The sequence below is a fragment of the Sphingobacterium sp. UBA3549 genome (assembly GCF_002376635.1).
In the GTDB taxonomy this organism is placed as follows: domain Bacteria; phylum Bacteroidota; class Bacteroidia; order Sphingobacteriales; family Sphingobacteriaceae; genus Sphingobacterium.
In genome coordinates this window covers 100,034-114,215 of the sequence record NZ_DFOE01000035.1, presented here as the reverse complement: position 1 = coordinate 114,215, position 14,182 = coordinate 100,034, and the positions used below count along the sequence as shown (strand labels likewise).

Here is a 14,182-nt window from a genome sequence, read left to right as displayed (position 1 = left end):
CAAAATGTATTCCAATACGCAAACCAAAACTTTTCAGTACGAAATCACACCGACGTTTCCGGTTCAAGGAACATTATCAAATTCCTACCCGAATCTTGTTGCACATCTCATTACACATAATATACATAGCATTGATGGTTTTGTAGGTGTTGACTGGGATACAATTATCCCCAACCTGAAGCAAGAACTTGAAAAACAGGGCCTAGCCCCACGATTTATTGCCATGGATTCAGCTTTAAAAGCCGAATCAGCGATCCAGGAGCTTGTCGGACCATACCTCGGTGGCGACGATCCATTATTTGGAAAAAAAGCCAGGATTCAACTCATTGAATGCTTTGACACCCAAAAGCTTGCGGACCTTCAAAACATACGAGCAAACTCCGAATCAAGACAAGCTGAGTATACCATCTTTTATGGCCCTGGAGCATCGTTAGTCGATACGTCTAGTCAGCTGATGTTTATTGATCTGCCCAAAAACGTGCTAATTCAACGTATGCGTGCGGGAGAAGCTTTAAATTTAGGTTGTTCAACACAGACCAATCAAAAGGAAACCTACAAGCGTTACTATTTTGTCGACTGGGAAATATTGAATAGACATAAAAGGTCCATCCTTTCCCGTGTCGAAATTCTTGCCGATCAACAATCGTCCCATAGCTTACCATGGATCACACGGAAAGATCTACGCGATACGTTGCGAGCCATGTCCCAAAATTACTTCCGCGTACGACCAACTTTTGAACCCGGCGTATGGGGTGGACAGTGGATGAAAGAGCACCTTTCAGGCATAGATCAGCATGTCAAAAACTATGCGTGGTCCTTCGAAATGATTGTCCCTGAGAATGGCATTTTGCTCGAAGCAGATGGACATACACTCGAAATTTCATTTGATCAATTGATGTTTCAAGAAAGTGCCAACGTACTGGGGCATGCACAGCAACGTTTCGATGTTGAATTCCCAATACGCTTCAATTTTCTGGATACCTTTAATGGCGGCAACCTATCCATTCAATGTCACCCTAGTCCAGCCTATGCAAAAACAGAATTTGGAGAAAACTTTACACAGGACGAATCATACTATATCGTTGATAGAAAAGAGGACGCACAAGTGTATCTGGGCTTTCAGCAATCCATTGATGCAGACAAATTTCGCTCAGCTTTAGAAGAGAGCTTCCATACTGGAACAGCCATAGATATCGAGCAATACGTTCAAAAATTCGAATCCAAGAAACACCAATTGTATTTGATACCACACGGTACCGTACATTCTTCCGGCGTGAATAATCTCGTACTCGAAATCAGTGCAACACCTTACAATTATACCTTTAAAATGTACGACTGGTTGCGTCCGGATTTAGATGGGAAACCACGCCCATTAAATATTGATAGAGCATTCGCCAACCTCAATTTTAGCCGAAAAGGTGATGTCGTAAAAAACACACTACTCGCTCAGCCCACTGAAGTAGCCCTTGATGCGCAAGCAACAAGAATACATTTGCCAACGCATGAAGATCATTTCTACGATGTTTTTAGATACGAATTCGATGAGGATGTTGCAATTGAAACACAAGGACAGTGTCACATCATGATGCTTGTGGAGGGGGAGGCAATTGAGCTGACGACAGCAAATGGCATGAAGAAAGTCTTTCATTATGCAGAGACTTTTGCTGTTCCTGCTGCTGCTGGATCCTATACATTGCGTAATTTAGGAAACGATAAGGCAAAGGTTATCCAATCTTTTGTCAAAGAATCCAAATGTTAATCAAACCATTTACTATAAACTAACAGCACAATGGGAACTATATTTTTTGCATTATCTTCGTCTCTCCTATTACTGTCCTGCCAAAATGCTGGCGGTAAAGTTTCGACAAACAATTTACAGGACAGCATCCAAAAAGACAGCAGTTTCAATCTTGTAAAAGATATGGCTACGAACGTCATTAAAAGTGGATTCAATGCGGGGATGGATACAGTGAGGTGTGGATTAGAGATTACAATACATTTATCACCTTAGCAACAAAAGTACATCCCCATGAACAGATCAAAGATCAATTAGCTTTGTTTTTTAAGCTACAAGGTCCTGATGGTAATATTGCCGATGGTTTTGTCAAAAAATCCAGCTTAAAAAATGGCGTATCGGACTATTATACCATCACTAGTCCCTTAGCTCCTGATTATGCAGCACACAAAAATACAGTTGAAACGGACCAGGAGTCTTCTTTAATCCAAGCGGTACATAAATATATCGCTGCAACGAAAGATAAGGCTTTTCTCGATGGAAAAATTGGAAATTCGACTGTAAAGGATTGCATGGAGCATGCTTTACAATTTTTATTGGGCAAACGTTATAATGCTACTTATGGTTTACTTTGGGGAGCAACTACGGTCGATTGGGGTGACGTTCAACCTGAACACGATTGGGGTGTCCACCTCGATGAAAATTCGCATATTGCTTTGGACATCTACGACAATGCAATGTTTTTGATCGCGCTTGACAATTACATGGATCTTTTCCCTGAGAAAAAAGAAAAGTGGGGAAAAATCAGAGCGTCTATAGCAAGTAATACCATGAAACACCTTTGGGATGAAAAGAACCAAAAGTTTATTCCCCATATTTATATCAAAGGCTCTCCTTTTGCGGCTGATTTTGATGAAAATCAAATCTATTATCATGGTGGAACAGCAATTGCTATTGAGGCTAATTTGCTCAGCAAAGAGCAAATAAAAGTTTCATTGGATAAAATGATTAAAAATGTAAAGGACGCTGGTGCAGCAACAATTGGACTTACTGTGTACCCGACTTATCCGGCAGGCTCGTTTAAGAACAAAGGCATGTATCCTTACGGTTATCAAAATGGTGGGGACTGGACCTGGTTTGGTGGTCGTATGATTCAGCAGCTCGTTAAAAATGGCTTTCAACAGGAAGCTTATACGCAAATACAGCCGATGCTTGCCCGTGTTATCAAAAATAAAGGTTTTTATGAATGGTACACAAAGGATAACAAACCAGAGGGTTCAGGAACTTTTAGAGGTGAAGCAGGTGTTCTTTACGATGCCATCGAATTATTGGAAAATATAGAAGCAAAAAGATAAACGTTTCAACAAATATGCGCCCTTTTCTTCTAAACACTTTTGAATGCAAGTTTATCTTCTATCTATAATCACTTCGCATTCGCTGTAAAGGCAATTACGTTGGAAAAATAGAATTATTTTAGCCGTTGGACAATAGTAAACCTAAAAATGTCTGCACGATACTCAATCGCATTGCTCATCAATTTCAATAGCATTAAGAGCGAAAAAAAAGCGTTTCAAAAATTATTTGAAACGCTTTTCAGTATGCTAAAGCGACTGCCTAGGTAAGTTCGATCAAAAACTCTTCTTTTGGAAGTCTAAACTTTTTCAATTTCAACAACCAGTCTTCCCCTTCCATACGATATCCCAAAGGGAGCATGGTCGCGCTCTTCAACCCAAGTTTGTCCAATCCTAGCAATTGATCTAACTCCACATTTGAAAAACCTTCCATTGGTGTTGCATCAATACCTAGTTCTGCTGCTTGCGCAATTGCCAACCCAAAAGCAATATAGGCTTGTTTTGCCGCATGCGCAGCCTGCTGCTCTTCGGTAAAAGTCGCCAATTGTGCTTTTAAGTTATTCTTATATTCATCTGTTGTATCAAGTGGTAAACCACGTGATGCATTCATTTGGTCAAAAGTGCTGTCAATTCGCTCGTCAGTATATTTATCCCATCCTGCAAATACCAGCAAATGCGAACTATCAGCAACAATCTGTTGCCCCCAGGCTATGGGTACTATTTTTTCTTTTAATTCCTGATTTTTAATCACGATTACACGAAACTGCTGAAGACCCGAGGAACTGGGTGCCATTCGTGCAGCTTCCAAAATCTTGTCTAAATCTTGTTGAGCGACCTTTTTCGAAGGATCGTATTTTTTTGTGGCATAGCGCCACTCCAGATTATCTAACAAAGCCATTTTTTCCAATTTAAATGATCTATAGCAACTCATTAAAGTTATGTAAAGATACATAAAAAATCAAATGTCTAAACATCAAATTTCAGGGATCAAACTGTTGACATTCTTAAATATGCTTTACCATCCGTCCTCCGTAACCTTAGTTGTTAAAATGTCGTATATTTGCTTTGAATAGGAATTAAATCGCTGTTTTAATCGAATTCAATTAAGAATTTTATATCGGTTTATATTCCAATAGAACCACATGTTCTGGGAACAGATCTTACATGTTCACAATAAATATTAGCGATGTCCATAACGAATGAAACCGAATTAACAGGCATGCAAAAAGCTAGCAATGCTGTTGCAAAGACGTTAAAATCCATGATAGAATATGCTCAAGTGGGAATGTCTACGAAAGAGCTTGACGAATATGGAGCCGAAATATTACAAAGCATGGGTGCAAATTCTGCTCCAGCACTTACGTATGGATTTCCTGGCTATACCTGTATTAGTGTAAACAACGAATTTTGTCACGGAATACCGCATGCAGAAAGGATACTGCAAGAGGGTGATTTGATCAATATTGATGTATCTGCAGAGCTCGATGGCTATTGGGCTGATAATGGATGTTCCTTTGTTATCGGAAAAGATATACATCAACATGAAAAATTGGTAACAGCGTCCAAAGAAATTCTTCTAAAAGCAATCAATAACATCCGTGGCGGCGTAAAAATAGCAGACATTGGGCATCTTATTGAAACTGAAGCTAAAAAAAGGGGGTATAAAGTTATCAAAAATCTTGGTGGACATGGTGTAGGAAAAAGTCTGCACGAAGAGCCTGATGAATTGCTGAATTATAAAAATCGCTTCGACCAACGCAGGTTTCGTAAAAACACTGTGGTTGCTATTGAAACCTTTATCTCAACAGCATCAACTTACGCCACTGAACTCAGTGACGGCTGGACTATGGTTGGCGATAAGGGCGGTTTCATGGCTCAGCATGAACACATGATTCTGATTACTGATGGCTCCCCTATTATATTAACTGCAGAAAATGCAATTTTTTAGTTTTCAATAGCTAGATATTCTTCAACCATTTTGAATAATTTATTGAAAGCGACTAAAATGGGGCATTTTTTTTAACCAAGAATTTAGCCTATGAAAAAGTGTATAAACACTCCACGTAACCTGAGCGATGGTAAAAAAGATTAGGGGCCTCTCGTAAGAGAAAACCCCCAAATAATATATTTTTTATGGCTAAATTTATTAATAGCAAGTTCAATAATATCCTTGTAAGTGCTACTGTAGTAAAGATAGATTTTACTTTTCAAGAAAAAAGTGATGAAAATCACTTTTAATAAAAATTTTATTCCCATTGTAAACAATCAACCTTTTGCTTAGTGGAGCGGCAAAGAATATATAGCCAGTAATGCCCTGCGAAATCTGTCGAAAAGTGGCAATGATAATAACATGGAATGAATTTCTAAAGGGATAAATGTTTTACATAATTTGGTTCAAAAATTCAGCAACAAAAGCTAACTTCGCTACATATACTCATCGCATACAAATGAAAATCTGAAATTGGAGCTATCATGACATTGAAAGAACTACAACACAGTAAAATATATGGTGCAAATAATGGTGGAACGCCATTAATTGTGCTGCACGGTCTATTCGGAATGGCAGATAACTGGGGATCCTTTGGCCGTAGTTTCGGCGAGAAAAGACAGGTACATTTACTCGATCTACGTAACCATGGTCGTAGCTTTCACAGTGACGAAATGTCAATAGAAGTGATGGTAGACGACCTTCTTACTTATATAGGCTCCATCGGAGCAGATAAAATAGTACTTCTGGGGCACTCTTTGGGTGGAAAAGTGGCCATGCAATTTGCTATCGACCATCCAGAAAAAATTGAAAAACTGATTATCGCTGATATAGCTCCCAAAGCTTATCCTCCACATCATGAAGATATCTTCGATGCATTGTCTGCTGTAGCTATCACGACGTTAGAAACTAGAAAGGATGTACAAGATAAGATTGAGCACTATTTAAGCGACCCCGGTGTTATCCAATTTTTATTAAAAAATGTATATATCAGAGCAGATCGAAAATTAGATTGGCGCTTTAACTTGGATGTTTTAAAAAATAAATATACTGAATTTATAACAGTAGGGGTAAAATCAGGGATATATAGCGGCCCCACTTTATTTTTAGCGGGCGAGAAATCAAGATATATATTACCGGAAGATAAGGCAAAGATCAAGGAACAATTTCCAAGTGCTGAGTTTAAAACAATACCTAATGCAGGTCACTGGGTTCAAGCCGAAAATCCACAGGTGTTCGACGCTTTTGTCGATGAATTCTTAGATTAGTAAATTCACAAATAGCCAATGTCTATCCCTGTTTGCCAGTTAGTAAAACCTGACGTTCTAGGCAGACATTGGCATTTTTATTTCAAAGCCGTCGAATAGGTTTTTATTGCTCGATCGCGAGCCATTTGGTGATCTACCATAGGCTGGCAATAATCTGCAGTACCTAATTCCGGTACCCACTTTTTTATATATTCCTGATTTTTATCAAACTTTTCCGCTTGCAGAGCCGGATTGAAAACCCGAAAATAAGGTGCGGCATCACAGCCACTCCCAGCGGCCCACTGCCAGTTGCCATTGTTGGCAGACAGGTCATAATCATTTAGCTTTTGAGCGAAGTAAGCCTCCCCCCACCTCCAGTCGACCAATAAATGCTTGCAAAGAAAACTTGCCACGACCATTCGTACACGATTGTGCATATAGCCTGAAGTATTCAATTGTCGCATGCCTGCATCGACCATGGGATATCCGGTCTCTCCCTTGCACCATTGCAGAAATTCCTCTTCATCATTCCGCCATGGTATAGTGTCGTATTGCTTTCTAAAGGATTCGGTAACGACATGGGGATAGTGATAAAGTATCTGCATAAAAAATTCACGCCAGATCAACTCAGATAACCATGTTGCATTATGTTTTAACGCAAATGCAACACATTTACGAACACTGATGGTTCCAAAACGAAGTGCTATCCCCAATTTGGTGGTACCCGTTAAAGCTGGATAATCGCGTGTTTCATCGTAATGGTCTATGATACTCGCATCCAGATGCGGTTCTTCAAAAATGAGGTCTGTTTCTAAGAAACCCATCTGTTTTAACGGAATGATTTGCTGCTGTTTTTGCTGAAAGAAAAATTCCGTTCCATAAGTATAGGAACGATAATCGTCGGGGCTCAATTTCTCCCGCCATTTTTTTGCATACGGTGTATAAACCGTATATGGCGTTCCATCATTCTTTAAAATGTCTCCCTTATCAAAAATTACCTGATCTTTTATAGCTTTGAAAGGAATTTCAATCGATTTGCAATATTCGAAAATTTCCTTGTCCCTACGAATTGCCTTCGGCTCATAATCTCGATTACAATAAACTCCCTGGATGTCAAATTTTTCAGCTAGGTCTTTAAAAATATTGATAGGTTTACCATAAAATGTATTTAACGAGGCACCACTTTCTTGCAGTACAGCATTGATATGCGTTAGCGCTTGATGAATGTAATGAAGCCTACGGTCCCCTTTATCTTCCAATTGCTCCAAAATTTCCTCATCAAATATGAATATGGGCAATACAGGGATTCCAATCGTCAACGCGCGAGCAAGACCGCTATTATCATCTAAGCGTAAGTCCCGGCGAAACCAAAATATAGTAACTTTAATTTTTTCCATAAAATGACGAATTTTCCATTCCCTAATCTTAGCTAACAACTCTTCGGCACAAATGGTCAGTGCAGCAATTAGTCATCATTAATGCTATACAAACTAAACCATCAAGAGTAATAGATATGATGCCTGATGGTTCAGGGTTAAAAATTATATTGGATTAGTTTTTCAAACTTGCCATATCGATAACAAACCTATATTTAACATCACTTTTCAGTAACCTGTCGTAGGCATGATTGATATCCTGCATTTTAATTAGCTCGATATCAGATGTAATATTGTGCTTACCGCAAAAATCAAGCATCTCCTGCGTTTCTGCAATTCCACCGATCATCGAGCCTGAAAAACTTTTACGCGTTGGAATCAGACTAAACGGAGCGACGGGTAATGGATGTTCTGGAGCACCGACAAGGGTCAGTGAACCGTCCCGCTTCAATAAACTTAAATAGGCATTGATGTCATGCTGTGCCGAAACGCAGTCTAAAATGAAATGTAATGTTCCCGCATGCTCTTTCATTTGTTCTGCATCGGTTGATAAGATGACTTCATCAGCACCTAACCGTTTGGCATCGTCGACTTTCGAAACAGAAGTTGTAATCACAACCACTTGAGCGCCCATTGCTTTGGCTATTTTGACACCCATATGTCCCAAACCACCAATACCAACTATACCAACTTTTTGTCCTGGTCCGACATTCCAATGTCTCAACGGGGAATAGGTAGTAATTCCGGCACACAATAAAGGAGCTGTTGCTGCGAGGTCCAAATTTGCAGGGATATGAAGCACAAAACCCTCATCCACCACTATGCGTTCGGAATAACCACCAAACGTCTGTTTGTTGAGATGTTTATCGTGTCCATTGTATGTTTGGATATTTCCATTTTCACAATATTGTTCCAGCCCTTCTTTGCAACTTTCACATTCACGACAACTATCTACCATACAACCTACGCCGGCTAAATCGCCGACTTTAAACTTGGTTACAGCATCCCCAACTTTAGTAATTCGTCCTACAATTTCATGGCCGGGTACATTTGGGTAAACAGTCCCACCCCACTCGTTTCGCGCTGTATGTAAGTCAGAATGACAAACACCACAAAATAAGATATCAATCTCGACATCTTTTCCAGTGACTTCACGCCGTTCAATAGCCATCTGTTGCAGCTCGGCAGCTGGTGCGCTTGTGCCAAACGCTTTAATTGAAAATGTACTCATACTTGATAAAATCGTTATATTATTTTTGAATAAATGCCTAAAATCCCCATAGCTCCTAAATCCATCCACGCGATAAAAATAACCACTGGATGTGAAAAATGTTTTGAAGGAATTAAAGTAAAAGTAAATAGTAACTTTTAAATTAGCATTATTCGAAGGCTCAAATTGCAGTTTCTTTATGGCTCATCACATACTGGGTTAAAAAGCACTTTAAATATACGAAGTGTTATAAACCAGATGCACTAATCAGTATCCTCTACTTGTACAAATTGCATTGTCAAACCTTGCTGCTGACATATATTCAGAATAGAGAATTCTAGTCGGCTACTCATCCGAAGGACAAGCAGAAATTGTTGGTCATCCAACATGAGATCAATATTTTTTATCTCAGGGAAACTCTGATAGAGAAAATGATAAATCTCGCTGGCTCTCCATTTTAGCTTGCGAGACAACGAATAAACTACTTTATACATATTTAGATTATTTCAAAATTTTAACGGCAATTTGTTGTAGGTGATGGCTCAAAAAGTGCATCTGCTTTAGTTCTTCAATGTCCCGGGCTAGTCGAACTTTTTTATTTTCATTTTCCAGCGCAAGAGCAAGCCCATCCAACCGCTCTACATCACTGTTGATTAATAAATAACAATCTATATCTGGATCCAACAGTCCCATAATCTCAGTACGGCCGGCTTGCTCTCCCTCCACCATAATCAAAATGCACCTTTCTGATGCAACACGCTTTACCGACTTGCCCACTTTTGCATTTAATGCCACAGTACTTTTCCCCATATATGTTTTTTATTAAAAGAGTTTAAAAATTAATATAGACATATTTTGTATTAATGTCGAATCAGAAAACAAAAAAACAGCAGGTATATTCCTCACTATCCAAAAAATTTTCCTTATTGTAAAACTATTAGCGAAGCCCCTTGACACAGATACTTGTTAGCCAAGAAAGTCGGGCTTCAAAATCTGGAAAACGATCAAAGAGTAAAACTTCCTGCTCAAAACAACGCGATGTGGTCACTAACATTTCCGATAAGAATAAGATGTCATTTTCGCCAAGTGGCTGAATCTCCTCTTTCTTAATGGCCAATTCAATCATTTCACGGATCAGCTTGATTTCGTCATCCAACATGTAACGCGTTTTTGAAACCATCAAAGCTGGATCTGACTTCATGTCTTCAAATGCGAGATGAAAACGCTTAGTGATTAAGTTGATTTGGCGCAATTTTGCCTGTAAAAAACCAACTAGGTTATCTTCCAATGTAGCATCTCTATGATATGTTTGACTCGCAACTTGAAATACTTGTTGACACAGGTACTCCGCAATTGCATCGAACACGTCCATTTTACTGGTAAAATAATAATACAAAGTGCTCCGCCCCTTTCCACAAGCTTTTGAAATATCCTGCATAGAGACTCTTGCAAATCCATATGTTTCAAACACTTTCATGGAAGATAAGATAATTTCTTCTCTAATATTTTCCTGTTGACCTGTCATTGTTCGACAAATATATAAAAAATGTCGAAAACAAAAGTTATATCATTATTTTTTTATTATGGGTATTGATTTCCTTTATCTGCTTTTGTTATTCTTTACTGTTCCTATTCTTTGGCGAATCGAGAAATGATGATAGATTTAAAGCTAGTGGATTTATCAAGACTGAGTGTCTAACCATTTGTACGTCTATTCATTGCCATGAGGGATATAATCTGGTAGATAAACGTGTTCTTTTCTCATCGTTTGGATATACATTTTACCGTAAATCTCCAAACGGATATCGACAATTTCAGTGATTGCAGGTTTATTGTCTTCATCTTCCCCGAATGAGAAAATCTGTTCTTCCCGTCTATTTTTTTTTAGTAAAAAATAATAAAAATCTTCGCTTTCCCAACCTTCTATACTGCCGCCGACATCATTCTGAAGCTTTAGTGCTCTATAGTTTTTTTGTAAATAGCGATGAATTTTATCAAAATCATCGCTATTTTTTGAGCTCTTCATCGCATTTAGATAAGCAAATTTACCACCTTGATCTTCCGCCATCGTTAGGGAAGGAAATGAGACTCCGTTAAAGAGCGCTATGGTATCTTTTTCTTCATTGTAAGAAACAGTGGTATAACGATATCCAAAATTTTTGACTGGCTTTAACTTTCTTGTCCCCCAACCACCGGTAGATTCCAGGTAAAATGCGGTCGGTAGACTGCCTTCCGAATTGAAAATAGCCAGGGTATCCTTTTTAAATATAGCAGTTTCAAAGATTTCCTTTAGCCTTTTTTTATCCATATTTTTAACATCTGCATGCAACAATTCCTCACTCCTCTTTATTTTGGGTTCATAAAATCTGGACACATTGAATGTTTTATCCATTTTTTCAAGTATCACCCTATCCCCGTTTTTCGGTTGACAGGAATACAGGATACCAGATAAAAAAATCAGACAAGATGTAGCTTGGAATAGAAAGTGAAATGGCCTCATGGGAATTATCAATCAAATTATTTTTTTGAGTTACGATTTTAATACGTCGTAAAGATCTTCAAACTAAAATAAATTTGTAGTTATTTGCAAATGAAATAGGGCCATATCGCCTATTATCTGAAGTCGTCGGGGACTTACAATCAGTCTTTCGGTAACAATTGATCGACGTATTCTCTTATCTCTTGTGGCAACATGAGGTAAACTGATGTTTTCAGATTTTCTTTACTCGGCACGCCATCGATAAAAATATTTTGAAACCCTTCATTGAGCCATTTTCCTTCATCTTCCAGGTATCCACTATATTTGTTGTTTAAATTTTCAATAATACTACTCATGTTTTCCGTCATTTATTCTATGTTAACTGCACCTACGCTATACGATAGGAAGATATCAACATTGGTGCCACTCCAAGCTAAAATTTTAAAATTTAATGATCAAATAGTATATTTTAAGTTTTCTTAACATTTACTTTTTCTGACAAAACGTAACCTTTACGCATTGCCTATTAATGCATTTAAACAGAGTAAAAAAGTAACGCAATTTGCTTTAGTCGATATTATTTTCGACTTTTATAAATCAATACGCTGATTTGTATTTTATTCTATAATTCACCGATTATTTATGATATTAATAGCAGTTTTACTTCCTTGGTTATCATTCTTTTTGCGCGGAAAGATCCTAAGCGGTATCCTCTGTTTGATTCTGCAGATGACCATACTGGGCTGGATTCCCGCAGCTATATGGGCAGTTGCATCCCGTGTCGATGGTAAGAATAAACAGCGCATACGAAGGTTGGAACGTTATATGCATCATCAACGGTAAAGCTTTAACACCCCCCACCTATAATTGATTAATCTAACTAGTAGGCAGGCAGCTTTCTGCATGTAAAATAAGAAAATAACTGAGCTGTATAGTTCATCTATAATAGGGTCTGAAGTCTCATCAATATATCTATTAAGGATGAAACACTGTGGTATATTTATTGTATGAACATCATAAAATTTAAAACCTGATTCATATGAGAAAATTAGCATGTATAGTAGCCGGCCTTGTTACTTTAGCCGCTTGTAACAATGCTCAAAGGGACAATGAAACCACACATTCAGCGACGACTGACAGCGTGAAAGGAGAAACGCCATCAATCGGCGGCAGCAAGGATGAGCACGGCTGTCTTGTATCGGCAGGACAAACATGGAGTGAGATCAAGCAGGGCTGTATCCAGGTCTTTACTATTGGCTTTCGCTTAAATCCGGTTGATGTAGAAAAAGGAAAAGCCGTTATAAGTGCCTTCGTTGTGCTAAGCGAATAAGTCAAAGGCAGAATTATTTTTACCTGAAGCCAGTAAAAATAACATTCTCCTAGATAAAGTTGATAATGACATTTACCAAAAGGATAGCTATCGATACGATGCCAAGAAATCAGTGCTCTATGTCAATGATGCAATCAAATATAAGGGTAACATTGAGTAGGACCATCGACCGAACCTTTGCGTAGATAAAGCTGACTGATTCGTACATTCGCCGAATCAGTTAGTGTTTTAACTTCCACAACTCAGATAGAACATCGGAATTCCCTCTTCATCTTTTTCAATTACATCCAATCCTTCAAAAAAGACATGGTCTCGGAGTTCTTTCTGAGCGATTTGTTGCTCCAATTGATAAAGCAAATCCAACGCCGTAAAATATCGGCTATTTGAAGACTTTAATTTTGCGCACAATTCTACCTGGTAAAATCCAGCGTGATTCTTATCTTCAGAAAAGGCCTCTATCTCATTGTCCAATAAATATTCATTTTCTTCTAAATCGTTCATGCTCCGTATCCAGACACGATAGCAGACCTCAATTTGTGCTTTGTCAACAACAATTTGATTCGGGATCCAATGATTCCATTTTTCAACTGTACCTTTTTGATACGCGTTAACTTCATTTTCAAATTCTTCGATATGAAGATATTTTTTCAGCTGGAATCTCCAAGTCAAATGTGTTAGTATTCCAGACGGGCTTCCTGCACGCCATGCTATATTATTCCAGGGACTTCCTTTCTTTTCCCTCAAATATCCGATGTATCTTTTCAAATAAGATTTCCTGATTTTGCTAGTTAAACCTACATGGTTCTCTCCTTCTAAAAAATAATCGGCAAATAAAAACCAATCACCAAAATGCTTTTTCGCATAGTGCGACAAATTCTTTAGAATATTTGAAGCCACAGGTTTTGAAAGGTACCCAGCGTCGGTTGCAGATGTAGTAATATAACTTATTATAGCAATAGCAAAAGCATCTACCCCTACTTTGGAAATGTTCCAAACATCTGTATCAATTTGACCATTTTTTTCCTCCAATGCGGTTCCTCTCTTTTCTATGCCAAGCAAATTAAAATATGAACTCAAACTATCGAGACAACTTTCCGTATCTTCGATAGCAAAGTCACTTTTTAACAGTCTGATAAAATCATTTTTGTATTGATCAATTTTTGGATAATTTCCAAATTGATATAAGTGAAGAGGATAGCTCCCGTCATCGCCGTTACTTCCGGATACGGTAAACCAGTCTCCAAAAACAATCACCCTAAATGCGGCTCCAAGTGCGTTACCAAACTGTTCTTCATAAGGAATACCCAAGATTATGTTGCTATCGATCAATGTGCTGTCAGCCTTTTGTTCCTCTCCAGCTTTCAAACTGAGTTCTTCTTTGGGCTCGTTTACGCCAAGCTTCGCTGCATTTAATAATTCTTTAAAAAATTTCAACATAATCCTATGGCTATTAACTGCATAAAAAC

General features: G+C 38.2%; 16 protein-coding genes. 7 read left to right on the top strand and 9 right to left on the bottom strand.

Going from position 1 to position 14,182, the window contains the following annotated elements; all coding sequences use genetic code 11:
* Positions 1-4: 4 nt before the first annotated feature.
* The 3 genes from B2W36_RS18080 to B2W36_RS18070 are packed head-to-tail and all read left to right on the top strand — an operon-like array spanning position 5 to position 3,090.
* Positions 5-1,759: a class I mannose-6-phosphate isomerase gene (locus B2W36_RS18080; protein WP_293889060.1), complete on the top strand. Its 1,755-nt coding sequence runs from the start codon at positions 5-7 to the stop codon at positions 1,757-1,759.
* 30 nt (positions 1,760-1,789) lie between these two features.
* Positions 1,790-2,011 carry a hypothetical protein gene (locus B2W36_RS18075; RefSeq protein ID WP_293889058.1) on the top strand — a complete coding sequence of 74 codons (222 nt, stop codon included), beginning with the start codon at positions 1,790-1,792 and terminating at the stop codon, positions 2,009-2,011.
* Complete coding sequence (locus B2W36_RS18070) at positions 1,975-3,090, top strand: amylo-alpha-1,6-glucosidase (RefSeq protein WP_293889057.1); 1,116 nt, start codon at positions 1,975-1,977, stop codon at positions 3,088-3,090. Before B2W36_RS18075 ends, B2W36_RS18070 begins: the two co-directional genes overlap by 37 nt.
* A 259-nt stretch (positions 3,091-3,349) precedes the next feature.
* On the opposite strand, the gene B2W36_RS18065 is transcribed toward B2W36_RS18070, so the two are convergent.
* Positions 3,350-3,985, bottom strand: coding sequence for a nitroreductase family protein (locus B2W36_RS18065; protein WP_293889055.1), 636 nt, complete (start codon positions 3,983-3,985; stop codon positions 3,350-3,352).
* A 288-nt stretch (positions 3,986-4,273) separates the two neighbouring features.
* Between B2W36_RS18065 and map the strand changes: the two genes are divergently transcribed.
* Positions 4,274-5,035, top strand: a complete 762-nt coding sequence (gene map / locus B2W36_RS18060; RefSeq protein ID WP_293889053.1) for a type I methionyl aminopeptidase — start codon at positions 4,274-4,276, stop codon at positions 5,033-5,035.
* 524 nt (positions 5,036-5,559) lie between these two features.
* A complete protein-coding gene (locus B2W36_RS18055) occupies positions 5,560-6,342 on the top strand; it encodes an alpha/beta fold hydrolase (protein WP_293889051.1) in 783 nt (260 codons plus the stop codon).
* Positions 6,343-6,419: 77 nt separating this feature from the next.
* On the opposite strand, the gene B2W36_RS18050 is transcribed toward B2W36_RS18055, so the two are convergent.
* The 7 genes from B2W36_RS18050 to B2W36_RS18020 form a co-directional block, all read right to left on the bottom strand.
* A complete protein-coding gene (locus B2W36_RS18050) occupies positions 6,420-7,718 on the bottom strand; it encodes a cryptochrome/photolyase family protein (RefSeq protein WP_293879236.1) in 1,299 nt (432 codons plus the stop codon).
* A 154-nt stretch (positions 7,719-7,872) separates the two neighbouring features.
* Positions 7,873-8,928: an NAD(P)-dependent alcohol dehydrogenase gene (locus B2W36_RS18045; protein ID WP_209574381.1), complete on the bottom strand. Its 1,056-nt coding sequence runs from the start codon at positions 8,926-8,928 to the stop codon at positions 7,873-7,875.
* Between the two features lie 242 nt (positions 8,929-9,170).
* Positions 9,171-9,401: a hypothetical protein gene (locus B2W36_RS18040; RefSeq protein WP_293879239.1), complete on the bottom strand. Its 231-nt coding sequence runs from the start codon at positions 9,399-9,401 to the stop codon at positions 9,171-9,173.
* A 7-nt stretch (positions 9,402-9,408) separates the two neighbouring features.
* Complete coding sequence (locus B2W36_RS18035) at positions 9,409-9,717, bottom strand: hypothetical protein (protein ID WP_293879241.1); 309 nt, start codon at positions 9,715-9,717, stop codon at positions 9,409-9,411.
* A gap of 127 nt (positions 9,718-9,844) precedes the next feature.
* A complete protein-coding gene (locus B2W36_RS18030) occupies positions 9,845-10,432 on the bottom strand; it encodes a TetR/AcrR family transcriptional regulator (protein WP_293879243.1) in 588 nt (195 codons plus the stop codon).
* A 186-nt stretch (positions 10,433-10,618) separates the two neighbouring features.
* Positions 10,619-11,299: a hypothetical protein gene (locus tag B2W36_RS18025; protein ID WP_293879245.1), complete on the bottom strand. Its 681-nt coding sequence runs from the start codon at positions 11,297-11,299 to the stop codon at positions 10,619-10,621.
* 248 nt (positions 11,300-11,547) lie between these two features.
* Positions 11,548-11,742 carry a hypothetical protein gene (locus B2W36_RS18020; RefSeq protein WP_293879247.1) on the bottom strand — a complete coding sequence of 65 codons (195 nt, stop codon included), beginning with the start codon at positions 11,740-11,742 and terminating at the stop codon, positions 11,548-11,550.
* A 286-nt stretch (positions 11,743-12,028) separates the two neighbouring features.
* On the opposite strand from B2W36_RS18020, the gene B2W36_RS18015 reads away from it, so the two are divergent.
* Both B2W36_RS18015 and B2W36_RS18010 read left to right on the top strand, forming a co-directional pair.
* Entirely contained in the window at positions 12,029-12,229 is a 201-nt protein-coding gene (locus B2W36_RS18015; RefSeq protein WP_209574393.1) for a YqaE/Pmp3 family membrane protein, read from the top strand.
* 196 nt (positions 12,230-12,425) lie between these two features.
* Positions 12,426-12,716 carry a hypothetical protein gene (locus B2W36_RS18010; RefSeq protein ID WP_293889047.1) on the top strand — a complete coding sequence of 97 codons (291 nt, stop codon included), beginning with the start codon at positions 12,426-12,428 and terminating at the stop codon, positions 12,714-12,716.
* A gap of 228 nt (positions 12,717-12,944) precedes the next feature.
* Here B2W36_RS18010 and B2W36_RS18005 read toward each other — a convergent pair whose 3' ends face one another.
* Positions 12,945-14,153: a DUF1266 domain-containing protein gene (locus tag B2W36_RS18005; RefSeq protein WP_293879253.1), complete on the bottom strand. Its 1,209-nt coding sequence runs from the start codon at positions 14,151-14,153 to the stop codon at positions 12,945-12,947.
* Positions 14,154-14,182 lie beyond the last annotated feature (29 nt).

What these genes read in the sequence shown, in the direction of transcription:
- B2W36_RS18080 (WP_293889060.1), top strand. Translation starts at nt 5, where the DNA reads ATGTATTCCAATACGCAAACCAAAACTTTTCAGTACGAAATCACACCG.
- B2W36_RS18075 (WP_293889058.1), top strand. Translation starts at nt 1,790, where the DNA reads ATGGGAACTATATTTTTTGCATTATCTTCGTCTCTCCTATTACTGTCC.
- B2W36_RS18065 (WP_293889055.1), bottom strand. Translation starts at nt 3,985, where the DNA reads ATGGCTTTGTTAGATAATCTGGAGTGGCGCTATGCCACAAAAAAATAC.
- map (WP_293889053.1), top strand. Translation starts at nt 4,274, where the DNA reads ATGTCCATAACGAATGAAACCGAATTAACAGGCATGCAAAAAGCTAGC.
- B2W36_RS18055 (WP_293889051.1), top strand. Translation starts at nt 5,560, where the DNA reads ATGACATTGAAAGAACTACAACACAGTAAAATATATGGTGCAAATAAT.
- B2W36_RS18050 (WP_293879236.1), bottom strand. Translation starts at nt 7,718, where the DNA reads ATGGAAAAAATTAAAGTTACTATATTTTGGTTTCGCCGGGACTTACGC.
- B2W36_RS18045 (WP_209574381.1), bottom strand. Translation starts at nt 8,928, where the DNA reads ATGAGTACATTTTCAATTAAAGCGTTTGGCACAAGCGCACCAGCTGCC.
- B2W36_RS18040 (WP_293879239.1), bottom strand. Translation starts at nt 9,401, where the DNA reads ATGTATAAAGTAGTTTATTCGTTGTCTCGCAAGCTAAAATGGAGAGCC.
- B2W36_RS18035 (WP_293879241.1), bottom strand. Translation starts at nt 9,717, where the DNA reads ATGGGGAAAAGTACTGTGGCATTAAATGCAAAAGTGGGCAAGTCGGTA.
- B2W36_RS18030 (WP_293879243.1), bottom strand. Translation starts at nt 10,432, where the DNA reads ATGACAGGTCAACAGGAAAATATTAGAGAAGAAATTATCTTATCTTCC.
- B2W36_RS18025 (WP_293879245.1), bottom strand. Translation starts at nt 11,299, where the DNA reads ATGGATAAAACATTCAATGTGTCCAGATTTTATGAACCCAAAATAAAG.
- B2W36_RS18020 (WP_293879247.1), bottom strand. Translation starts at nt 11,742, where the DNA reads ATGAGTAGTATTATTGAAAATTTAAACAACAAATATAGTGGATACCTG.
- B2W36_RS18015 (WP_209574393.1), top strand. Translation starts at nt 12,029, where the DNA reads ATGATATTAATAGCAGTTTTACTTCCTTGGTTATCATTCTTTTTGCGC.
- B2W36_RS18010 (WP_293889047.1), top strand. Translation starts at nt 12,426, where the DNA reads ATGAGAAAATTAGCATGTATAGTAGCCGGCCTTGTTACTTTAGCCGCT.
- B2W36_RS18005 (WP_293879253.1), bottom strand. Translation starts at nt 14,153, where the DNA reads ATGTTGAAATTTTTTAAAGAATTATTAAATGCAGCGAAGCTTGGCGTA.